At 59.9% G+C, this 21396-nt stretch carries 20 protein-coding genes; 7 read left to right on the top strand and 13 right to left on the bottom strand.

What is annotated here, in order from left to right; translation table 11 throughout:
• Positions 1-114: 114 nt before the first annotated feature.
• The 4 genes from AC3ZU9_RS07335 to sctC form a co-directional block, all read right to left on the bottom strand.
• Complete coding sequence (locus AC3ZU9_RS07335; RefSeq protein ID WP_046036415.1) at positions 115-1140, bottom strand: quinone-dependent dihydroorotate dehydrogenase; 1026 nt, start codon at positions 1138-1140, stop codon at positions 115-117.
• An 86-nt stretch (positions 1141-1226) separates the two neighbouring features.
• Positions 1227-1649, bottom strand: coding sequence for a transglycosylase SLT domain-containing protein (locus AC3ZU9_RS07330; RefSeq protein WP_490090549.1), 423 nt, complete (start codon positions 1647-1649; stop codon positions 1227-1229).
• A 31-nt stretch (positions 1650-1680) separates the two neighbouring features.
• Positions 1681-2100 carry a winged helix-turn-helix domain-containing protein gene (locus AC3ZU9_RS07325; RefSeq protein WP_490090496.1) on the bottom strand — a complete coding sequence of 140 codons (420 nt, stop codon included), beginning with the start codon at positions 2098-2100 and terminating at the stop codon, positions 1681-1683.
• Between the two features lie 156 nt (positions 2101-2256).
• Entirely contained in the window at positions 2257-3702 is a 1446-nt protein-coding gene (gene sctC, locus AC3ZU9_RS07320) for a type III secretion system outer membrane ring subunit SctC (protein WP_490090548.1), read from the bottom strand.
• A 275-nt stretch (positions 3703-3977) separates the two neighbouring features.
• Here sctC and AC3ZU9_RS07315 point away from each other — a divergent pair, with 275 nt between their 5' ends.
• The 5 genes from AC3ZU9_RS07315 to cobA all read left to right on the top strand — a co-directional run bounded on the left by AC3ZU9_RS07315 (position 3978) and on the right by cobA (position 9654).
• Positions 3978-5204: a CmpA/NrtA family ABC transporter substrate-binding protein gene (locus AC3ZU9_RS07315; RefSeq protein WP_490090495.1), complete on the top strand. Its 1227-nt coding sequence runs from the start codon at positions 3978-3980 to the stop codon at positions 5202-5204.
• Positions 5205-5217: 13 nt separating this feature from the next.
• Positions 5218-5793: an ANTAR domain-containing response regulator gene (locus AC3ZU9_RS07310; RefSeq protein ID WP_015885342.1), complete on the top strand. Its 576-nt coding sequence runs from the start codon at positions 5218-5220 to the stop codon at positions 5791-5793.
• 209 nt (positions 5794-6002) lie between these two features.
• Positions 6003-7214 carry a nitrate/nitrite transporter gene (locus AC3ZU9_RS07305; protein ID WP_043205751.1) on the top strand — a complete coding sequence of 404 codons (1212 nt, stop codon included), beginning with the start codon at positions 6003-6005 and terminating at the stop codon, positions 7212-7214.
• A complete protein-coding gene (locus tag AC3ZU9_RS07300) occupies positions 7214-8884 on the top strand; it encodes a bifunctional protein-serine/threonine kinase/phosphatase (RefSeq protein WP_015885344.1) in 1671 nt (556 codons plus the stop codon). The genes AC3ZU9_RS07305 and AC3ZU9_RS07300 overlap by 1 nt, the downstream gene beginning before the upstream one ends.
• A gap of 26 nt (positions 8885-8910) precedes the next feature.
• Positions 8911-9654: a uroporphyrinogen-III C-methyltransferase gene (gene cobA / locus AC3ZU9_RS07295; RefSeq protein WP_015885345.1), complete on the top strand. Its 744-nt coding sequence runs from the start codon at positions 8911-8913 to the stop codon at positions 9652-9654.
• Between the two features lie 60 nt (positions 9655-9714).
• On the opposite strand, the gene AC3ZU9_RS07290 is transcribed toward cobA, so the two are convergent.
• The 8 genes from AC3ZU9_RS07290 to ppsA all read right to left on the bottom strand — a co-directional run bounded on the left by AC3ZU9_RS07290 (position 9715) and on the right by ppsA (position 17811).
• Positions 9715-10695: an OmpA family protein gene (locus AC3ZU9_RS07290; RefSeq protein ID WP_015885346.1), complete on the bottom strand. Its 981-nt coding sequence runs from the start codon at positions 10693-10695 to the stop codon at positions 9715-9717.
• Between the two features lie 107 nt (positions 10696-10802).
• A complete protein-coding gene (gene sigX, locus AC3ZU9_RS07285; protein ID WP_003175518.1) occupies positions 10803-11393 on the bottom strand; it encodes an RNA polymerase sigma factor SigX in 591 nt (196 codons plus the stop codon).
• An 87-nt stretch (positions 11394-11480) separates the two neighbouring features.
• The gene (locus AC3ZU9_RS07280) at positions 11481-12305 is read right to left on the bottom strand and encodes a mechanosensitive ion channel family protein (protein WP_003175519.1); all 825 of its coding nucleotides are present in this window, start codon (positions 12303-12305) and stop codon (positions 11481-11483) included.
• Positions 12306-12307: 2 nt separating this feature from the next.
• Entirely contained in the window at positions 12308-12553 is a 246-nt protein-coding gene (locus AC3ZU9_RS07275) for a hypothetical protein (protein ID WP_015885347.1), read from the bottom strand.
• 86 nt (positions 12554-12639) lie between these two features.
• Entirely contained in the window at positions 12640-13635 is a 996-nt protein-coding gene (locus AC3ZU9_RS07270; protein ID WP_015885348.1) for a zinc transporter ZntB, read from the bottom strand.
• Positions 13636-13659: 24 nt separating this feature from the next.
• Positions 13660-14151, bottom strand: coding sequence for a ribonuclease E activity regulator RraA (gene rraA, locus AC3ZU9_RS07265; protein ID WP_064052646.1), 492 nt, complete (start codon positions 14149-14151; stop codon positions 13660-13662).
• A gap of 188 nt (positions 14152-14339) precedes the next feature.
• Positions 14340-15329 carry an alpha/beta fold hydrolase gene (locus AC3ZU9_RS07260; protein WP_490090494.1) on the bottom strand — a complete coding sequence of 330 codons (990 nt, stop codon included), beginning with the start codon at positions 15327-15329 and terminating at the stop codon, positions 14340-14342.
• A 106-nt stretch (positions 15330-15435) separates the two neighbouring features.
• The gene (gene ppsA, locus AC3ZU9_RS07255; RefSeq protein ID WP_490090493.1) at positions 15436-17811 is read right to left on the bottom strand and encodes a phosphoenolpyruvate synthase; all 2376 of its coding nucleotides are present in this window, start codon (positions 17809-17811) and stop codon (positions 15436-15438) included.
• A 178-nt stretch (positions 17812-17989) separates the two neighbouring features.
• On the opposite strand from ppsA, the gene ppsR reads away from it, so the two are divergent.
• The gene (ppsR, locus tag AC3ZU9_RS07250; protein WP_003193298.1) at positions 17990-18808 is read left to right on the top strand and encodes a posphoenolpyruvate synthetase regulatory kinase/phosphorylase PpsR; all 819 of its coding nucleotides are present in this window, start codon (positions 17990-17992) and stop codon (positions 18806-18808) included.
• Between the two features lie 83 nt (positions 18809-18891).
• On the opposite strand, the gene AC3ZU9_RS07245 is transcribed toward ppsR, so the two are convergent.
• The gene (locus tag AC3ZU9_RS07245; protein ID WP_046036409.1) at positions 18892-20316 is read right to left on the bottom strand and encodes an aminotransferase-like domain-containing protein; all 1425 of its coding nucleotides are present in this window, start codon (positions 20314-20316) and stop codon (positions 18892-18894) included.
• Between the two features lie 160 nt (positions 20317-20476).
• On the opposite strand from AC3ZU9_RS07245, the gene AC3ZU9_RS07240 reads away from it, so the two are divergent.
• Complete coding sequence (locus tag AC3ZU9_RS07240; RefSeq protein ID WP_162471081.1) at positions 20477-21370, top strand: DMT family transporter; 894 nt, start codon at positions 20477-20479, stop codon at positions 21368-21370.
• The last annotated feature ends 26 nt before the right edge of the window (positions 21371-21396 follow it).

The raw sequence follows: 21396 nt of genomic DNA, 5'->3' as shown, positions 1-21396 counted from the left end.
GACACCACCACGAATATGTAACGACTTAACCACGCACGCCCTATCCAGGCGGCGGGCTTCGGCCCAGGGGCTCCTTTTGAGGAGCCCTTTTTAATGGGCGCTGTTTAGGGTTTCTCAGGCTTTGGGCAGGGCTGCAATCGCATCCACCGACTGGCGAATCAGTGCCGGCCCCTTGTAGATAAAGCCGGAGTACAACTGCACCAGGCTCGCGCCGGCAGCGATTTTCTCCGCCGCGTGTTTGCCTTCGGTAATACCGCCGACCGCGATGATCGGCAAGCGCCCGGCCAGCTCGGCAGCCAGTACCTTGACGATATGCGTGCTCTTGTCACGCACTGGCGCACCCGACAGGCCGCCCGCTTCGTCGCCATGGGCCAGGCCTTCGACACCGACGCGGCTGAGGGTGGTGTTGGTGGCGATGACTGCATCCATGCCGGAATCGACCAGGGCCTGGGCCACCAGTACGGTTTCTTCGTCGCTCATGTCCGGAGCAATCTTGATTGCCAACGGCACGCGCTTGCCATGGCGCACGGCCAGGTCTTCCTGGCGCTGGCGCAGAGCTTCGAGCAATTGCTTGAGCGAGTCGCCGAACTGCAGGCTGCGCAGGCCCGGGGTATTGGGTGAGCTGACGTTAACGGTGACATAGCTGGCGTGGGCGTAAACCTTGTCCAGGCAAATCAGGTAATCATCCACTGCACGCTCAACCGGGGTATCGAAATTCTTGCCGATATTGATGCCCAGGATGCCCTTGTACTTTGCCGCTTGAACCCGCGACAACAGATGATCAACGCCCAGGTTGTTGAACCCCATGCGGTTGATGATCGCCTCGGCTTCCGGCAGGCGGAAGATACGCGGCTTGGGGTTGCCCGGTTGTGGTCGCGGGGTCACGGTGCCGATCTCGACAAAGCCGAAACCCAACTGTGCAAAACCATCGATGGCCGCACCGTTTTTATCCAAGCCAGCCGCGAGCCCGACCGGGTTGGGGAAATCGAGCCCCATCACCGATACCGGCACCTTTGCCGGTGCCTTGCAAACCAGGCCATTGAGCCCCAGGCGACCACCGGCACCGATCAGGTCCAGGGACAGATCGTGGGAGGTTTCCGGGGAGAGTTTGAACAACAGCTGGCGGGCCAGGGTATACATGGGCGGGCTAGACTCGGATGGCGGCGAAAGGTGGCGGCGATTATAGCCGGGGTGATAGGGAGCGTGCGAGGCGTGAACCTCAATCGTCAGTAGCGATGCGCAACCAGTTGCTCATAATACGCCCAGATTTTCTGTGCATACTGCATGCGCAACGCCTCACGCTCGGGCCCGGCCCCCGTCCCTGCGTTATATGACCCTACCGCTGTCCAGTTGTAGCCAAAGCGCTGGATGAACTCGGCGAGAATCGAAGCCCCCACCTCCACCGACAGGCAGGGCTCATTGAGCAACCGATCCTCGGTAATGCCCTGCTTGAGCAGGCGAGGCAAGTGGATACTGTTGATCTGCATCAGGCCGATGTCTCGGGTGCCATTACGGTTGGCATGATTCATCGCTTGCGCCCGATAACCCGACTCTACGGCGGCGATCGCTTGCAGTAACTCCGGCTCGATATTGTAGTGACTGGCCGCCTCCTCCCAGCAATAGGCCAGCGCCTGGTTGCTGGTAATCATCACACTCAACACCCAGCCCTTGCTCCAGAACCTAGCCACGGGTTACCGAACCACGCTTTAACCCGCCATGGCTGACTTGGCCGCATACCGAGCACACATGCGCCCTATGACCCGGTGCATGCCCTTCGACGCTCACCGGGCAGGTAAAACGGTAGCCACGACCGTATATCGTCTTGATAAACCCCTTGTCGGCGCCAAGGTACTTGCGCAGCGAGTATATGCAGCGTGTCAGTGACTCCTCGGCGACCTCCCCCTGGGGCCAGGCCAGCTCCAACAACCGATCCTTGGTCATCAAAACGCCCTCGGACTCCAGCAGCAACCGCAACACCTGCAGCTCCTTGGGCGGTAACTGGTCGTCCGACCCCTCGCCGACCAGGCGACCATCGTCATACAAGGCCCAATGCGAAAAAAACAGGGTAATGGCCGTCCCTCCATTATCCATGACGGCCATTACCACCTCGACCTCCGACGAATGACATTGAAGTCCCCATTTCCATTTCTGGCTCAAGTACCGATGTCACGACTATATAGAGCCTGCCTCGCCGCTCACGTTAGGAAAAGGCTCATACGCGCAGCGCTTTTCAAAGTCATGTTGTAAGACGTTTCGCTATTCACCTGATGCAGGTGCGAGATCACGCTCCGGCCGTACAAATGCACGTTGAACACGGTCGTATTGCGCAGCCGTCAAGGGGGGTGGGCCTGCGCGCTCGACCGCGTCCTTCAACTCGCCGCCCACGGCTCTGGCCTGGACCACAAATAGCCGCACTTGGGCCGGACGCCCTCGCCCTTCTGACTTGCGGTTAAACGCGCCCAGCCATAGGCGCCTGCCTGGAGGTAAACGCACCACACTGTTGACACCCACTCGCCCCACCGCCGTGTTTTTTTCACGCCCCGGCGCCTCACTCATCTGGCGTCCGTCCTGAACCTCAAGGCGCATCTCGATCTGGTTAGCCTCGGCAAAACGCGGCAGTACGCTGACCTGGGTGCCATAACGCACAGGTTTCCAGTCAGTTCGGTCACTTCCGGGAGGTGGCATATAGAACGTGTGGTTATCTTGAAACACCGCGGGTACGTTCTCCTGGGTGAGAATCACCGGCAATGTCGCCACCGTCGCCCGCCGCCGACGCTCCAATGCGCCGATGCTGGCCATCAAGTGACTGTCGTCCACGGGCGCCAGGACACGCGTGGTCGAAGTGTTGGTGTCGTCGCCCCAGTCCATGCCCAGCTTCTTCAGTTCGTCGCGCTCCAGATCCACCAGCCACAGCGAGACTTCAATCGATCGCTTGGGTATGTCGAGTTCCGTCACCAGTTTCTGGATGAAACTCACCTGCGCAGGTTTGCCCTTGATCAGTAGGCTGTTGCTATCCGGGTAGGCAATCACGACAAGGCTCTTGTCGGCCAGCATCCCCTGGTGCTCAGTGGCCAGCAGGGTTTCGATCATCGACGCCATCCCCGGTAGGGTGACCGGGCTGTCGCTCGTGCCGTACTGTCGGTCGGCCACATCGGTATTGAGCACCTGCACCACGCCAAAAGCCTGCTTGCCCACCCGCAGATCGGCCCTTTGCCGGTCCATCAATTGGGTCAGGCGCAGCACTTGGTCGACATAGTTTGGTGGGCCGGACACATAAAATGTGCGCACTCCACTTTCACGCAAGGGATAGCGTGACTCATCGAGACCCGATCGGCGCATGAGGCTACGCAGCCTGTCGACGGAAATATGCCGCAAGGTCACCGCAGAGCTTTTTGCCTCGTCAGCGTCATAGACATAGAGCGCTTGACCGTCGCTGTACCAGATCAACCCTTGTTGCAGTGCAAGCGCCTCCAGGGCCGGCTGCGGCGTCTCGAAATCAAGCGCTGCGCTGACGCGTTTGCGCGCCACCGCGGCGCTGACAACGATGGGCAACCCCAGCGGCTCCGACAGGGCGGTGAACACGGTATGCAGGCTTTCGTCCTGCGCCTGGTAAAGCTCGCCCCAGACGAGCGCACTTTCCGACACCAGCACGGCAAGCAGCACGGTAAACAACAACCGACGGCACAGCCAGAGACGGGGCATCGTTGCAATGAAGTCGGCGTACACCGGGGGGGATTCCTGGGCAGTCTGGCATTGAGAGTGCCGCCATATTGAAAGGCCGCCCGGTTTCAATCTTGATGGAAAGTTGATGGCTGCCCGAGGCGCACCGCCCGTGGCATGTGCCTTGCTATGAACTCGGTATCAGAGCACGCACCAACGGCGGCGCGAGCTGACAGACAAAGGCGTCGTTACCCGCAGTGGCTTGCATCGCCATCTGAGGGAACGACGCTTTTTTTTGAATGAAAAGGTAGGTGTAGATGAACGATTCGGTTGGCAACAGCCCGATGAACGACCCGCTGGCCTGGGTCAACGGCAGTGATGCCCCGGAAAAGAGCAGCCTCGACCTCGGCTTCATGGCCCTGAGCGACTGCGCCTCGATGGTGGTGGCAGCCACCCAAGGGTTCGCTCAACCTTACGGCCTGACCCTGAACCTCAAGCGTCAATCGTCCTGGGCCAACCTGCGCGACAAACTGGTCAGCGGCGAACTGGATGCCGCCCACAGCCTGTACGGGTTGATCTATGCCGTGCACCTGGGCATCGGCGGCGTCGCGCCCACCGACATGGCCGTACTGATGGGACTCAACCAGAACGGCCAGAGCATCAACCTGTCCCACGGTTTGCAGCAGCAAGGGGTGATCACTCCTGAGGCGCTGGACCGTCACGTGCACCAAAGCCGAACAAAACTGACCTTCGCCCAGACCTTTCCTACGGGCACCCACGCCATGTGGCTCTATTACTGGCTGGCGAGCCAAGGGATTCATCCATTACAGGATGTGGACAGCGTGGTGGTGCCGCCACCGCAAATGCTGGCGCACCTGCAAGCCGGGCGCATCGATGGGTTTTGCGTCGGCGAACCCTGGTGTGCCAGCGCGGTAAAGCAAAACCAAGGATTTACCTTGGCAACCACCCAGACGATCTGGCCGGATCATCCGGAAAAAGTGCTCGGTTGCACCCAGGCGTTTGTCGAACAGTACCCCAACACCGCGCGTGTACTGGTGATGGCGATCCTGGAAGCCAGTCGGTTTATCGAAGCGAGCAGCGAAAACCGCCGCTCCACCGCGCAATTGCTCAGTGGCCGCGAGTACCTCGACGCCCCGCTCGATTGCATCGAACCGCGCCTGCTGGGCGCCTATGACGACGGCCTGGGCAACCAGTGGCAGGATCCGCACGCCCTGAGGTTTTTCGCCGGTGGTGACGTCAACCTGCCCTACCTCTCCGACGGCATGTGGTTCATGACCCAATTCCGACGCTGGGGCCTCTTGCGCGAAGACCCCGATTATCTCGGTGTCGCACGCCAAGTGCAGCAACTTGGGCTCTATCGCCAGGCCGCCGAGGCGCTGGGTATCACCACGAAAGACCAGGACATGCGCAGCAGCCAACTGATCGACGGCAAAATCTGGGACGGTTCCGACCCCGCCGGCTATGCCCGCAGCTTCCGCCTGCATGCCCTGGCCGATCACACCCACCGCCAAGCCTTGCGCTGACAGGAGGACGTCCATGCTGCGAATCCTGTTAATCAACGACACCCCGCGCAAGGTCGGCCGTCTCAGGGCAGCGCTGATCGAAGCCGGTTTTGAGGTGATCGATGAGTCCGGCCTGACCATCGACCTGCCCGCGCGCGTCGAAACGGTGCGCCCGGATGTCATCCTGATCGATACCGAGTCACCGGGCCGCGATGTGATGGAGCAAGTGGTGCTGGTCAGCCGCGATCAACCTCGGCCCATCGTGATGTTTACCGACGAACACGACCCGAACGTGATGCGCCAGGCGATCAAGTCCGGCGTCAGCGCCTACATCGTCGAAGGTATCCAGGCCCAGCGCCTGCAGCCGATCCTCGACGTGGCCATGGCCCGCTTCGAAAGCGACCAGGCCTTGCGCGCCCAGCTCCAGGCGCGGGACCAACAGCTCGCCGAGCGCAAGCGCATCGAGCTGGCCAAGGGCATGCTGATGAAAATGAAGGACTGCAACGAGGAAGAGGCGTACACGCTGATGCGCCGCCAGGCCATGAGCCGCCAGCAGAAGCTGATCCAGGTAGCGGAGCAGATTATCGCCATGAGTGAGTTGCTTGGCTGATTTGGCGCAGCTCTTGCTAAGTAAACATCACAGGTAGCCAACGGCGGTTGCCCCTCCACGACAAAGACGTCGCACACCCGGTTTGCCCTCGCGAACCCGGTGGCGGCGTTTTTTTGTTTTGGCCCCGGAAACGGGGCCGGTGGGGCGGCCTTAGCCGGCTGTTCCATCACCAGGCCTTCTTACAAGACTCCCAACCGTTGAGGTGCGTGATGAAATCAAGCTTCTGGAAATCCGGGCACACCCCGACCCTGTTTGCCGCCTTCCTGTATTTCGACCTGAGTTTCATGGTCTGGTACCTGCTTGGCCCACTGGCAATCCAAATTGCCGCCGACCTGCACCTCACCACCCAGCAGCGCGGCCTGATGGTGGCGACGCCGATTCTCGCCGGCGCGGTGCTGCGCTTCTTGATGGGCATGCTCGCGGACAAACTGTCGCCCAAGACCGCCGGCATGATTGGACAGGTGATAGTCATCTGCGCCTTGTTCGGCGCCTGGAAACTGGGCATCCACAGTTACGAGCAAGCCTTGTTGCTGGGCGTGTTCCTGGGCATGGCCGGCGCGTCGTTTGCGGTTGCACTGCCGCTGGCGTCCCAGTGGTACCCGGCCGAGCATCAGGGCAAAGCCATGGGCATCGCCGGTGCAGGTAACTCCGGCACGGTGTTCGCCGCATTGCTGGCGCCGGTATTGGCCGCCGCATTTGGCTGGAGCAACGTCTTCGGCTTTGCCTTGATCCCACTGGTGCTGACCCTGATCGTCTTTGCCTGGCTCGCCCGCAACGCCCCTGAACGGCCCAAAGCCAAGTCCATGGCCGACTACTTCAAGGCGCTGGGCGACCGTGACAGCTGGTGGTTCATGTTTTTCTACAGCGTGACCTTCGGCGGCTTTATCGGCCTGGCGAGCGCTCTGCCCGGCTATTTCAACGACCAGTACGGCCTGAGCCCGGTGACCGCCGGCTACTACACCGCCGCGTGCGTGTTCGGCGGCAGCCTGATGCGCCCACTGGGCGGCGCCCTGGCGGACCGTTTCGGCGGGATCCGGACCCTGTTGGGCATGTACAGCGTAGCGGCGATCTGCATCGCGGCGGTGGGCTTCAACCTGCCGAGTTCCTACGCGGCGCTGGCCCTGTTCGTCTGCACCATGCTCGGCCTGGGGGCAGGTAATGGCGCGGTGTTCCAACTGGTGCCACAGCGTTTTCGGCGTGAGATCGGCGTGATGACCGGCCTGATCGGCATGGCCGGCGGCATCGGCGGCTTCGCCCTGGCGGCGGGCATGGGTGCGATCAAACAAAGCACCGGCAGCTATCAAATGGCGCTGTGGCTGTTTGCCAGCCTGGGCGTGTTGGCCTGGTTTGGCCTGCATGGTGTGAAACGTCGCTGGAGAACCACCTGGGGCTCGGCCGCTGTGACGGCTGCCCGCGTCTGATGAGCCTGCAGCTGAGCGTCGCCCAGGCCAGTGCCATCGGCCCACGCACGGAAAACCAGGACGCGCTGCGGGTGGTGACGCCCGTGGCCGAACTGGCGGCCAGCAAAGGCTACCTGTGCGCCATCGCCGACGGCGTAAGCCAGTGTGCCGATGGTGGCTTGGCCGCACGCTCGACCTTGCAGGCGCTGGCCCTGGATTACTACGCCACGCCGCAAACCTGGGGCGTGGCCCAGGCCCTGGAACGTTTGCTACTGGCACAGAATCGCTGGTTGCAAGCCAATGGGGGTGGCCAGCCCTTGCTGACCACCCTCAGCGCCCTGGTGTTTCGCGGCCAGCGCTTTACCCTGGCGCATGTCGGGGATTGCCGGGCGTATCGCTGGCTGGACGGTGAGTTGCAGCGCATCAGCGAGGATCACGTCTGGGAACAGCCGGGCATGCAACACGTGCTGAAGCGCGCATTGGGCCTGGACCAGCACCTGGTGCTGGACTTCCTGGATGGCCAATTGCGCGAAGGCGAGTGCTTCCTGCTGCTCAGTGACGGCGTGTGGGCAACCCTGGGCGATCACAGCATCAGCGCCATCCTGCGCGAACAAACGGACTTGGATCTGGCGGTCAACACGCTAGTGAACGCCGCGCACCTGGCGGGCAGCCAGGACAACGCCAGCGCCCTGCTGGTGCGCGTGGACACCCTCGGCGCGGCCACGTTGGGCGATGCGCTGGTGCAATTACAGCAATGGCCACTGCCGCCAGCCTTGAGGGCCGGACAACGTTTTGAAGGCTGGCAGGTAGAAACCGTGCTGGCGCAAAGCCGACAGTCGTTGCTGTACCGGGTGCGGGATGCCCAACAGCAACCCTGGCTGCTGAAAACCCTGCCGTTGAGCCGCGACGATGACAGCGACGCCGGCCAAGCGTTGTTGTCGGAGGAGTGGTTTTTACGACGCGTCGCCGGGCGGTCCTTTCCTGAAGTCCATCCCGCCAGCGGGCGTCAGCATTTGTACTACGTCATGCGTGAATACCCAGGGCAAACCCTGGCTGAAGTGTTCAAGCAACAGGGTACGTTGCCCCTGGCGCAGTGGCAGTCCATTGCCGAGCGCTTGCTGCGGGCGGTGGGCATGCTGCATCGACGGCAAATCCTGCACCGCGACATTAAGCCGGAAAACCTGCTGCAAGGGGACGACGGTGAACTGCGGGTGCTGGATTTCGGCCTGGCCTACTGCCCCGGCCTTTCGGAGGACCGCGCTCACGTACTGCCTGGTACGCCGAGCTTTATCGCACCCGAGGCATTCAATGGTGACCCTCCTACCGCTCAACAGGATTTATATAGCGTCGGCGTCACCCTCTATTACCTGCTGACCGGGCATTACCCCTACGGTGAGATCGAGGCCTTCCAACGCCCCAAGTTTACCCAGCCGGTCAGCGCCAGCCGTTATCGCCCCGACTTGCCGGATTGGCTGCCGCTCAGCCTGGAGCGAGCCGTGGCCGCCCAGCCTGAGCATCGATATGAAACCGCCGAGGAATGGTTGCGGGTGCTGGAACAGGCAGACCGCCAGGAACTGAGCATCCGGCCCAGGCCTTTGCTGGAGCGCGAGCCATTGAAAGTCTGGCGGACCCTGGCGCTGGCTTCGCTGCTGATCAATCTGGTGCTGCTGTATTCACTCTTTCACCGCTGACGTCATCTCTACACGAGGGAAAACACATGAACGCAAAAGTCTGGCTGGTAGGCGCAGGTCCCGGTGACCCAGAACTGTTGACCCTCAAGGCCGTACGGGCCATGCACGAAGCCGATGTGGTGCTGATCGATGATCTGGTCAACCCGGCCGTACTGGAGCATTGCGCCGGGGCACGAGTGATCACCGTCGGCAAACGCGGCGGCTGCCGCTCAACGCCGCAAGACTTTATTCACCGCCTGATGCTGCGCTATGCCCGTCAAGGCAAGTGCGTGGTGCGCCTGAAGGGCGGCGACCCATGCATTTTCGGGCGCGGTGGCGAAGAAGCTGTTTGGCTGCGTGAACGAGGTGTCGAAGTGGAGTTGGTCAACGGGATTACGGCGGGGCTGGCGGGCGCGACGAATTGCGCGGTTCCGTTGACGTTGCGCGGCGTGAGTCGCGGCGTGACCCTGGTCACAGCGCACACCCAGGACGACAGCAGCCTGAATTGGCGCGCACTGGCAGAGGGCGGGACCACCTTGGTGGTGTACATGGGCGTAGCGAAGCTGGAGGAGATCCGTCAGCAATTGCTCGACGGCGGGATGGCGGCCGATATGCCGGTGGCGATGATCGAAAACGCATCGCTGCCCCAACAAAGGGAATGCCGCAGCGAGCTGTCCCGGATGTATGAAGATGCACAGGCATTTGCCCTGAAGAGCCCCGCGATCCTGGTGATCGGCCGTGTTGCCGCCGCCGAACAGGCCGCCTACCTCGCAGAAGCCGTACGCGCCTGAGGCAAATCGCAGGCAAAAAAAAGCCCGGCCTAAGCCGGGCTTTTTTCTACCACTCAGTAATTACTGAGCTTGAGCTTCAACCGACGCTTCTACGCGACGGTTAACAGCACGACCAGCTTCAGTTGCGTTGTCAGCAACTGGGCGGGATTCGCCGTAACCTACTGCGGTGATGCGGCTTGGAGCAACGCCATCTTTAACCAGGACTTGCTTAACAGCGTCAGCACGACGCTGGGACAGCTTCTGGTTGTAAGCGTCTGGACCTACGGAGTCAGTGTGACCAGCAACTTCTACGTTGGTAGCTGGGTACTGAGCCATGAAGTCGGCCAGGTTTTTCACGTCGCCGTAGCTGTTAGGCTTAACAACCGACTTGTCGAAGTCGAACTTAACGTCCAGCTCAACACGAACAACCTGAGCAACTGGAGCTTCTGGCTCTGGAGTTGGCTCTGGAGCTGGTGCTGGGGTAGGAGCTGGAGCAGCTGCGCCAGCGTTACCGCCGAAGTTCACGCCCAGGCCGACCAGTGCGGAGTAGTCCCACTTGCCGTTGTCCAGACCGTAGTCAGCTTCAACACCGGCACGAGCGTACAGGTTGTTGGTGAAGTAGTACTTCACGCCAGTACCAACGGTAGCGAAGGTAGTCTGGTCGCGACCGCTGTGGCCGTCAGCCTGAACGTTGGTACGGCTCTGGTGGCCGAAACCGCCTTCTACGTATGGACGCAGGCTGTCTACGCCAGCTTGACCGAAGTGATACTGGGCAACCAGGCTGCCGGTATCGCCTTTGATCTTCTGGTTACCAGTACCGTCGTTCGAACGGGTGTGGTTGGTTTTGTCGTAGGACAGGTTCAAGGACAGGTCGTCGGTCAGGAAGTAACCGATGCGAGCGCCAGGATTGAAGCCGTCTTCGATGTGCTTGACGCTATCGTTGTACTGCTTCTTGTAGAACAGCTCGCCTTCAACTGCGCCTTGGCCTTGTGCCAGAACGCCGAAAGAAGTAGCGGCAATAAGAGAACCAATGGCCAAGCCCAAGGTGTTTTTCAGTTTCATCCGTTAAATCCCCATCTGGTGATTGTAAAGCAGTCCCACAAACCGGGGGACAACTCGGCGACAAGTCTAACAGAACTTGCCTACACGTAAGAGATATTTGCCACGCACTAAGTTTCAGTCTCGCCCGCAAATTTCTCACGTAATTTATCAAGAGCACGTTTGTAACGCATTTTTGTAGCACTCAAACCCATGTGCATGATGTCGGCGATTTCCTGAAATTCCAGCTCTGCGACAAATCGTAGCACCAGAATTTCCCGGTCAATCGGATTCACATACACCAGCCAGCGATCGAGTCCGCCCTTCTCCTCGGGTGCCGGCGCCTTTTCTTCAGACGCCTCCTCAAGGGGGTCCAGACTCAAAGCGTCCATCAAGCGACGCTTTCGCCGTTCCTTCCGATACTGCGTGATGCACTCGTTGTACGTGATGCTGTACAGCCAGGTCTTGAACTTCGATTTGCCCTCGAAGTTCTTCAGGCCGTACAACACCTTGAGCATCACTTCCTGACAGACATCATCCGCATCTCTATCGTTCCCTAAATACCTTGAACAAACGTTGAACAAAGTGCGTTGATATCTGCGCATCAATTCTTCGTACGCGCGAGTTACGTGAAACAGCTCCGTGTGCGCACGCGCGACCAACTCCTCATCAGAGAGCTCACGGGGGTCATAGCGCGTGGACAGCGTTTGGGCTTTATTCAAAACAAGTCGTGCCGACAGTCAGGTCAATGTCCGCCACAGCCCGATCAGCCGGGTTCGCGGCGGCGTACATTAGCAGGGTTTGCCGGGTTAGCGGCTACTGACCTGCTGCTCCAGGAGAATCCGATTGGACAGCGACACCAGGTCGCCGTCATCGGTCAGCACCGTTGTCTTGACTGTGCCGATCTCCTCGATTTGCCCTTCGACCTCGCCCACACGCACCTGTTGCCCAACCTGATACAGCTCACGCACATAGATTCCCGCAAGAATCTGACCGGCAATTTCCCGGCTTCCCAAGCCCATGGCCAGCGCAACTGCCAGACCAACGGTAATCAAAACGATCACAATCACATGGTTGAGCAGGTCAGTCTTGACCTCCAACTGGCTGATCGCGACCGAAATACTGATGATGATCACCAGCCCTTGAGCGATTCGCCCCAGGCCGGCGGCGTAATCCAGTCCCACACCTTCAGCGGCGCCACGCACCAGCCCATTGGCCAATTGCGCCAGCAAAACGCCTACCAGCAGTACCAGCGCGCCGCCAAAAACCTTCGGCAAATACAGCGCCAGCATGTCGAGCGTAGCTGAAACTCGCTCAAGTCCAAGGGATTGAGCCGCAGAAACCAGAAAAATCAGCAAAACAAACCAATAAACGATCTTGCCGATCAATGTTGAAATCGGTACTTGCAGCCCGGCACGGCCCAACAGCTTGGTCAGGCCGGTGCCTGCCATCAGCCGGTCCAGGCCCAGTTTTGCCAGCAATTTGGACAGCAGGGTGTCGAGCAGCTTGGCTACGACAAAACCCAACAGCACCAGCACCAGCGCACCAAACAGGTTGGGAATGAAATTCGCCACCTTGGTCCACAATGCGGTCATCGCGGTGACCAGGCTCTGCGTCCAGAGATCAAGTTCCATATTCAATCAGCCTTATCAGCAGTGCGAGCAAGAGGTTTACGACGGGAAACAGGCGATACGTGGGCCGAACCGTTGTTCAGCGCCATCATCAGCGCCGGCATCCAGCGGCCGAGCAGACCGAACAGGTCACCCGCACCCACCTGACGGTTGGCGGTTTTCAACACGCGGCCCAGGCAGGCATCGTCGTCCCGGTTGGACGGCGAGGCATTGAGCATGTCACGCAAAGACTGTTCGAACGGATCGTGCATAAAGACCTCTCGCAAGTGATTTAAAAGACGAGGGTAAAATTCTTGAGGTCACATAGGACCCTTCATACGTTCAGGTCATATTCAGCTCAAACCCAGCGCAACCGTCGAAAAAGCCACCATTGTCCAAGCGCGACCGAGACCATCAACAGGCACGCAATCATGAATCCATAGGGGCTGGCAGAGAACGGAATCCCGCCCACATTTATACCCAGCAGCCCCGTGAGAAAACTCATCGGCAGGAAGATCCCGGTGATGATCCCGAACCGGTACATGGTGCGGTTCATGCGTACGCTCAAGCGCCGGTCTTCGGCCTCAAGCACAAGCCCCACGCGCTCCCGGGTCAATTCGAGCTCTTCCAGGTAGCGGGTCAGACTGTTGTTCAATTCGTTCCAATAGTCGGCATCGTCGTCACAGAACCACGGCAATTTGATCCGCGTGAGCTGGGCAAAAATATCCCGCTGCGGTGCGAGGAATCGCTTCAGCCCAGCGGCGCGTCGACGGATCTGCAAAACGCTGCCATGTTCCGGCGTATACCGTTCGTCGGTATCGAGTTTTTCTTCCTCTGCATCGACGACTTCAGACAAGTCCGTGACCAGATCCTGCACTTTATTGGTCAGGTACTGCGCCATATAAAGGATAAGTTCCGAGGCCGTTTTCGGGCCCTTGCCGTCCGCCAACTGCACCAGCAGCTCGTCAGTAGCACGCAACGGGCGCAAACGCAGGGAAATCACACGACTGGCTGCGGCGAAGATACGCACCGAAACCATGTCTTCCGGTTCAGCCCCTGGGTTGAGGTTGACCCCACGCAGAAACAACAGCAGTTCCGCGTCCGGCAACGGCAACAGACGTGGACGGGTGTTCTCCTCCAGCAACAGGTCACAGGCGAACTCGCTCAACCCACTGGATTTACGCAGCCAGGTCTGGGTCTGCGGATGGCTGCGATCCCAATGCAACCACAGGCTTTCCTGAGGTTGCAGTTGCAAGTCGTCGAGCTCTGTCCGGGCAATCGAACGCGCACCGCCTTTACCGTCCAGCACCAGGGCATGCACCAGCCCCCATTGCGCGTTTTCTTCCTCGAACATCCTCACCCCGTCGGTTATTGCGGTTTATTCAGGCATTTTCAGCGGGCTGGGCGACACGATCACGCCGTTGTTGTCGGCGTAGATGTACTCACCCGGACGGAACGTCACCCCCGCAAACGTGACCACCACGTTCAAGTCACCGATGCCGCGTTTGTCGGTCTTCATCGGGTGACTCGCCAAGGCCTGCACTCCCAGGTCGGTCTGGGCGATCACATCGACGTCACGGATGCAGCCGTAGATCACCAGGCCTTCCCAGCCATTTTTTGCGGCTTTCTCGGCGATCATGTCGCCCAGCAGCGCGCGGCGCAGGGAACCACCCCCATCGACCACCAGCACCTTGCCGGCGCCAGGCTGGTCGGCCTGTTCCTTGACCAAGGAGTTATCTTCGAAGCATTTGAGGGTGACAATTTCACCACCAAAGGAATCTCGGCCGCCGAAATTGCTGAACATCGGCTCAAGCACCTGCACCAGTTCCGGGTAGGCGTCGCACAGGTCAGGGGTCACGTAATGGTTCATTGAAAAATTCCTTTCTGTCAAAGAGGTGTCTTTCGAAAGAAGCGCCAGCCCAAGCAGGGGCGAAACATCCCATCCGCATCGCCGCAACGCAATAGCCACTGCGCGACTGAATATGACCAGAAGCGTTTAACGCGTCATATCTTAGCCGCAACCACACACGAGTGAAACGCCCTTGGCAGAGCGTTGCCTCAAACCGTGGCCAGCACCTCGGCCTGCGCACCGAACAAGGGTGTGAGCGGATCTTTCAACCACTGCTCCACCAATGGCCACACTTGAACCTGTGCGGCTTTGCTGACCAGCATTTCCACGTGCCCGAAATCCTCGGTAAACCCTTGCTGGCGGCACAGACACAGGTATTGACGGTGCTCGGATCCGACTTGCTCGAACAGTTTGCGACACGCCCAGTCAGGGTCCTGATGGTCGCCGGCGGCGCTGACCGCCAACAACGGCACATCGACACTTGCCAAGCCTTTCCACCAGTCGTTTTTACCCTCGCCAAAGCGGCCGAACAGACCATTCCACCGCATGGCTTCGATCAACACGCCCGCGGGCTCGTCCTCCGGGCCACGCTTGAACCGTGAGCCGGACAGTTCGCCGAAGCGCTTCAACAGCAAGCGCCCAGTCCACTCCACCGGTGGCAATTTCAACGGCCAGTGGGTGCGGCTGACCTGGCAACCAAACAAGGCCACCGAAGCCACTGCCAGCGCGCCAAGGTGTTGCCCACCCAGCGCTGCAGCCAGGCTTGTGCCGCCCAGGGAATGGCCGATCCAGTGGGGAATCTGCGCACTTTGCTCACGCACAAACGCGCCAATCGCCGGCAAGTCATAGCGCGCATAGTCAGCGACGCGATTGCGGGCGTAGTCATGATTGCGCTTGGACAAACCATGGCCGCGCATTTCCGGGATCCACACATCAAACCCCTGGCGTGCGAGGTAAGCCCCCAGGCCAATGCCCTTGGGTGAGTACCAGAAGCGCCGGTTGGAAAAACTGCCATGCAACAAAATAACCGGGATGCCCCGGTTTTCCGGGACATCGGCCAAGCCCAAACGAGTAACGGCCAGCTCGACGGTACCGTCGGGGCTGTTACCGGGTTTGAGGCGGTACACATCTTCACTCAGGTCGCCACGACGTTCAGCGCTGATCAGGGCGACGGGAAACAGGTTGCTGCTGCTTTGCATAATGCTCTTGCACAAAAAAGGGCGGCGTCCGGAAGGAATCCCGCCCTGCACAGATAAGAATGCCGGTCACCCTCGAGAGGTGACCGGCACTTTTGACGTAACGACCTTAGACGGACGCTTGGCCTTCCGCAAGGAAGAACCAGGTTTCCAGCACGGAATCGGGGTTCAGCGAGACGCTTTCGATGCCCTGTTCCATCAGCCATTTGGCCAGGTCAGGGTGGTCGGAAGGGCCTTGGCCACAGATACCGATGTACTTGCCGGCCTTGTTACACGCCTGGATGGCATTGGCCAGCAGCTTCTTGACCGCAGGGTTACGCTCATCGAACAGGTGCGCGATGATCCCGGAGTCGCGGTCCAGGCCCAGGGTCAGTTGGGTCAGGTCGTTGGAGCCGATGGAGAAACCGTCGAAGAACTCCAGGAACTCTTCGGCCAGGATGGCGTTGGACGGCAGTTCGCACATCATGATCACGCGCAGACCGTTTTCGCCACGCGACAGACCGTTTTCAGCCAACAGGTCGACCACCTGGCTCGCCTCGCCCAGGGTGCGCACGAACGGCACCATGATCTCGACGTTGGTCAGGCCCATCACGTTGCGCACGCGCTTGAGGGCGCGGCATTCGAGTTCGAAGCAATCACGGAACGCTTCGCTGATGTAACGCGAGGCACCACGGAAGCCCAGCATCGGGTTTTCTTCTTCCGGCTCGTAGAGCTTGCCGCCGATCAGGTTCGCGTATTCGTTGGACTTGAAGTCCGACAGGCGCACGATGACTTTTTTCGGGTAGAACGCGGCCGCCAAGGTGCTGATGCCTTCCACCAGCTTCTCGACATAGAAGCCGACCGGGTCGTTGTAGCCGGCGATGCGCTTGTCGACGCTTTCCTTGATGTCCAGCGGTAGGCCGTCGTAGTTCAACAGGGCCTTGGGGTGCACGCCGATCATGCGGTTGATGATGAACTCCAGGCGGGCCAGGCCCACACCGGCGTTCGGCAACTGCGCGAAGTCAAAGGCGCGGTCCGGGTTACCGACGTTCATCATGATCTTGAACGGCAGGTCCGGCATGGCGTCGATGGAGTTTTGCTTGATGTCGAAGCCCAACTCGCCTTCGAAGATGAAGCCGGTGTCGCCTTCGGCGCAGGACACGGTCACGCCCTGGCCGTCCTTGAGCAGTTGGGTGGCGTTGCCGCAACCCACTACGGCCGGAATCCCCAGCTCACGGGCGATGATCGCCGCGTGGCAGGTACGCCCGCCACGGTTGGTGACGATGGCGCTGGCGCGTTTCATCACTGGTTCCCAATCCGGGTCGGTCATGTCGGAGACCAGAACGTCGCCTGGCTGGACTTTGTCCATTTCGGACACGTCCTTGATGATCCGCACCTTGCCCGCGCCGATGCGCTGGCCGATGGCACGACCTTCCACCAGCACGGTGCCGGTCTCTTTCAACAGGTAGCGTTCCATGACGTTGGCCGAAGTACGGCTCTTCACGGTTTCCGGACGGGCCTGCACGATGTACAGCTTGCCGTCGTCACCGTCCTTGGCCCATTCGATGTCCATCGGGCACTTGTAGTGCTTTTCGATGATCATCGCTTGCTTGGCCAACTCGCTGACTTCCGCGTCGCTCAGGCAGAAACGGGCGCGTTCGGCCTTGTCCACCTCAACGGTTTTAACCGAGCGACCGGCTTTGGCCTCGTCACCGTAGATCATCTTGATGGCCTTGCTGCCCAGGTTGCGGCGCAAGATGGCCGGGCGACCGGCCTCAAGGGTATGTTTGTGTACGTAGAATTCGTCCGGGTTGACCGCGCCTTGTACGACGGTTTCGCCCAGGCCGTAGGCGCCGGTGATAAACACCACGTCACGGAAGCCCGATTCGGTATCGAGGGTGAACATGACGCCGGCAGTGCCGGTTTCCGAACGCACCATGCGCTGTACACCGGCAGACAAAGCCACCAGCTTATGGTCGAAACCCTGGTGCACACGGTAGGAAATCGCGCGATCGTTAAACAGCGAGGCGAAGACTTCCTTGGCTGCGCGAATCACGTTTTCGACGCCGCGGATGTTCAGGAAGGTCTCTTGCTGGCCGGCGAAGGAGGCGTCCGGCAAGTCTTCGGCGGTGGCCGAGGAGCGCACGGCAACAGCCATGTCCGGGTTGCCGGCCGACAGGGTGGCGAAGGCGGTGCGGATTTCTTCGTTGAGCTTCTCGGGGAACTCGGCGTCCATGATCCATTGGCGGATCTGGGCACCGGTCTTGGCGAGGGCATTGACGTCATCGACGTCCAGAGCGTCCAGCGCGGCGTGGATCTGAGCATTGAGGCCGCTCAGTTCGAGGAAATCGCGGTAAGCCTGGGCCGTGGTGGCGAAACCACCGGGCACCGACACACCTGCGCCTGCAAGATTACTGATCATCTCGCCGAGGGATGCGTTCTTGCCCCCCACGTGCTCTACATCATGGACGCCGAGCTTATCGAGGGAAACTACGTACTCTACCAAGGTGATCTCTCCACTTTCTGTGTTGGAAAAGCTCAGGACGCCGGCTGCTCAGTAGGAGCGTTCGCCAGCGCTTGTGGCCTGGACCTGGAAAATAAGTGAGAATGCGGCCCACCGCGGGACGGCAAAATCGCGCCTATCATATCCAAGATTCGCCATCAGCTTAAGGCCCAGGGCTCAAATGAAACGATCTGCTTTCTTTATCTCCGACGGCACCGGCATCACAGCCGAAACATTGGGCCAGAGCCTGCTCGCGCAGTTCGAAAACATTACCTTCGCCAAATTCACGCGCCCGTACATCGACAGCGTGGATAAAGCGCGGGCCATGGTACAACAAATCAATCTGGCGGCTGAAAAAGACGGTTTCCGGCCGATCATTTTCGACACCATCGTCAATCAAGACATCCGTGAGATTCTCGCAACGTCGAATGGTTTCATGATCGACATTTTCTCGACCTTCCTGGCGCCGCTGGAGCAGGAGTTGAGTGAACACTCCTCCTATTCGGTCGGAAAGTCCCATTCCATTGGGCATAACTCCAATTATATGGAGCGTATCGAGGCGGTGAACTTTGCCCTCGACAACGACGACGGCGCCCGCACCCATTACTACGACAAGGCCGACCTGATCCTGGTCGGCGTGTCGCGCTGCGGCAAAACGCCCACCTGTCTATACATGGCCATGCAATTTGGTATTCGCGCAGCCAATTACCCGCTGACCGAGGACGACATGGAGCACCTGACGCTGCCGGCCGCCCTGCGCGCGCACTCGCACAAGCTGTTCGGCCTGACCATCGACCCGGACCGTCTCACGGCGATCCGCAATGAGCGCAAGCCCAACAGTCGCTATTCCAGCTATGCGCAGTGTGAGTTCGAAGTGCGCGAAGTAGAAAATCTGTTCCGTCGCGAGAATATTGCGCACATCAATTCCACGCATTTTTCGGTGGAGGAGATTTCGGCGAAGATTCTGGTGGAGAAAGGCGTGGAGCGACGCTTCAAATAGTCATTACCGCCTGCCGCTTTTGTAGTGAGCGAGCTTGCCCCGCGCTGGGCAAGCCCGCTCACCACAATAATGCGAGCCCGCCGTTACAGGTGGAAGCGCCCGCCTCCCTGCCCCAATGCTGTAGCCAGCGCATCAAACCCCGCCCGTAACAACTGATCATCCCCCGACGTATTACAGATACTCGCCCGAATGAACTGCGGCACCGCCGTCTGCCCCACCGCAAAGGCTTCAGCGGTAGCGATCAGGTAATTATTCTGCTTGAGCTCCGCCTCGATTTCCGACGCACGCCACGGCTCCGGCACCTCAATCCAGAAATGCGGGCTGTTGAGATGGGTGCGGTATTCCAGCCCGGTCAGCAGGTCGCGGACCAGGGCTTTACGTCGGCTGATTTCGTTGATCTGCTGGCGCAGCAGGTATTCCGCCGTGCCGTTTTCGATCCACTGGGTGGCCAGCTCAAGGGTCACGGGCGTGGCCATCCAGCAGGTCGAACGCAGGGCTGCCGAAATACGGCTGACCAATGCCGGCGGCGCATGCACATAGCCCACGCGCAGCCCGGCGGACACCGCTTTGCTCAGGCTGCTGATCAGAATCGTACGCTCAGGGGCGAAATAGCTGAGTGGCGGCGGCCGGTCTTCGACCAACACACCGTGGGCTTCATCCTCAAGAATCAGCAGGTTGTGTTCCCGACACACTTTGACCAGCGCTTCGCGACGCGCGACCGAGAGCACCGCCGTGGTCGGGTTCTGGATCGTCGGCGTGCAGTACAGCGCTGAAATCCGGTGATTACGACAGACTTCGTCCAGCGCGCTCGGCAGCACGCCCTCCTCGTCCATGTCCAGGCCGATCAGGCGGATACCCAGCATGCGCGCGGCCGTAATGAGGCCGGGATACGTCAGCTGTTCGGTGACCACCGTATCGCCCGCCCGCAACAGCGCCATCATTGAGCACAGCAGGCCGTGCTGGCCGCCGTTGACGCAGATGACTTGCTCGGGAATCGGATGAAAATCACGCTGCACCAGCCATTGCGCGCCCGCTTCACGGTAGCGCGGCAGGCCGGCGTCCGGGGTGTAGGCACTGATGTCTTGGAGGAACTTGGCGTTGGTCGACAGGGTTTGGAAGCTCTGGGCCAGGAACACCGTCTCCTGCCCGGGGATGTGCATGTTGCGGCTCATGTCGAAGTACTGGCGCGGCTCTTCGCTGAAGTTGCGAAAACCTTCATCGCGCTGGCGCTCCATCCCACGCTTGCGCACGAACGTGCCGTCGCCGACTCGCGCCACAACCAACCCCAGGCGTTCCAGTTCGCCGTAGGCCCGGCTGATGGTGCCTATCGTCACACCCAGGTTGTCGGAAAGCACCCGATGGGGCGGCAGTTTTCTTCCCGGTTCAATCAAGCCTTCAAGGATGCCCCGTTCCATGACATCGGACAGGCGCTTGTACTTCACGCCCTGCCCGTTGGACAACCCCTCACGCATAATTGACACCATGTCAATATTTGTTTTGACAGCCATCTTTCGCCCTAATAGTGTGCTTTTACGGGTTCAATCGCCGATTTTTACAACTCATTACAAGCTCAATATAGAGTTCAATTCCGGCTCAGGGAAGCAATAAACGATGCCAATGTCCGCCGTTCTCGAAAACACCGCCAAGACCAAAACCCAAAAACAGTGGCTGGCCGGGCTGATCACCAGCGTGATGTTCCTGATCGTTTGCCTGAGTTGGGGCACGACGTGGCTGGGGATCAAGATTGCCGTGGAGAGCGTGCCGCCACTGACGTCCGCCGGCCTGCGCTTCCTGATCGCTTTCCCGCTGTTCCTGTGTTTTGCCATGGTGCGCCGCGAGCCGATCCTGTTTCCCCGTGAAAGCCGCTGGTTCTTCGTGTTCGTAACCCTGTCCTACTTCAGTGTGCCCTACTACCTGCTCAACTATGGCGAAATGCATGTCTCGTCCGGCCTTACCGCGCTGCTGTTCAGTTGCATGCCGGTGTTCATCCTGATCTTCTCCGCGCTGTTCCTGCGCGAGCGCATCTACTTTTCCCAGGTGGTCGGTATCGGTATCGGTTTCGGCAGCCTCTACATGATCATCAAGAGCCAGGGCCTGCACCTGGACCACGCCGAGTTCTTCGGGGTACTGGCGATTCTGACCGCCGCGATCATGCATGCCTTGTGCTACGTCATTACCAAGCAGAAAGGCAGCGCCATCAGCGTGATCACCTACAACACCCTGCCCATCGGCATTGCCGGGCTGATGCTGTTCGTCGCCGGGCTGTGGTTTGAAGCGCCGACCTTCGACGCCATCACCCTGCGCTCGTGGGGCGCCCTGTTCTACCTGGGCCTGGTGGCCTCGGTGGGCGGGTTCATCGTGTACTTCATGCTGCTCAAGCGCTTGAGCCCGATCATCCTGTCATTCGTGTTCATCATTTTCCCAGTGTTCGCGGTGATCATTGGCGCCTGGTACGAAGGCGTGTCGATTTCCCGTGACCTGATGCTGTACTCGGCCATCCTGCTGGCCGGCTTTGCGATCACCAAGTTGCCGGTTGAAAAACTCCTGGCCAAGAAAAAATGACCCCTTCCCTGCCCCATCAACATCAG

It is taken from the genome of Pseudomonas sp. A39 (genome assembly GCF_058145955.1).
This window is presented reverse-complemented; position numbering and strand designations above follow the sequence as displayed.

Coding starts and splice junctions, on each gene's coding strand:
- AC3ZU9_RS07260 (WP_490090494.1), bottom strand. CDS start 15,329: ATGCAAAGCAGCAGCAACCTGTTTCCCGTCGCCCTGATCAGCGCTGAA.
- AC3ZU9_RS07300 (WP_015885344.1), top strand. CDS start 7,214: ATGAGCCTGCAGCTGAGCGTCGCCCAGGCCAGTGCCATCGGCCCACGC.
- cobA (WP_015885345.1), top strand. CDS start 8,911: ATGAACGCAAAAGTCTGGCTGGTAGGCGCAGGTCCCGGTGACCCAGAA.
- AC3ZU9_RS07290 (WP_015885346.1), bottom strand. CDS start 10,695: ATGAAACTGAAAAACACCTTGGGCTTGGCCATTGGTTCTCTTATTGCC.
- AC3ZU9_RS07310 (WP_015885342.1), top strand. CDS start 5,218: ATGCTGCGAATCCTGTTAATCAACGACACCCCGCGCAAGGTCGGCCGT.
- AC3ZU9_RS07325 (WP_490090496.1), bottom strand. CDS start 2,100: ATGGCCGTCATGGATAATGGAGGGACGGCCATTACCCTGTTTTTTTCG.
- AC3ZU9_RS07280 (WP_003175519.1), bottom strand. CDS start 12,305: ATGGAACTTGATCTCTGGACGCAGAGCCTGGTCACCGCGATGACCGCA.
- rraA (WP_064052646.1), bottom strand. CDS start 14,151: ATGAACCATTACGTGACCCCTGACCTGTGCGACGCCTACCCGGAACTG.
- ppsR (WP_003193298.1), top strand. CDS start 17,990: ATGAAACGATCTGCTTTCTTTATCTCCGACGGCACCGGCATCACAGCC.
- AC3ZU9_RS07330 (WP_490090549.1), bottom strand. CDS start 1,649: ATGATTACCAGCAACCAGGCGCTGGCCTATTGCTGGGAGGAGGCGGCC.
- AC3ZU9_RS07275 (WP_015885347.1), bottom strand. CDS start 12,553: ATGCACGATCCGTTCGAACAGTCTTTGCGTGACATGCTCAATGCCTCG.
- AC3ZU9_RS07270 (WP_015885348.1), bottom strand. CDS start 13,635: ATGTTCGAGGAAGAAAACGCGCAATGGGGGCTGGTGCATGCCCTGGTG.
- AC3ZU9_RS07335 (WP_046036415.1), bottom strand. CDS start 1,140: ATGTATACCCTGGCCCGCCAGCTGTTGTTCAAACTCTCCCCGGAAACC.
- AC3ZU9_RS07315 (WP_490090495.1), top strand. CDS start 3,978: ATGAACGATTCGGTTGGCAACAGCCCGATGAACGACCCGCTGGCCTGG.
- sctC (WP_490090548.1), bottom strand. CDS start 3,702: ATGCCCCGTCTCTGGCTGTGCCGTCGGTTGTTGTTTACCGTGCTGCTT.
- AC3ZU9_RS07245 (WP_046036409.1), bottom strand. CDS start 20,316: ATGGCTGTCAAAACAAATATTGACATGGTGTCAATTATGCGTGAGGGG.
- AC3ZU9_RS07305 (WP_043205751.1), top strand. CDS start 6,003: ATGAAATCAAGCTTCTGGAAATCCGGGCACACCCCGACCCTGTTTGCC.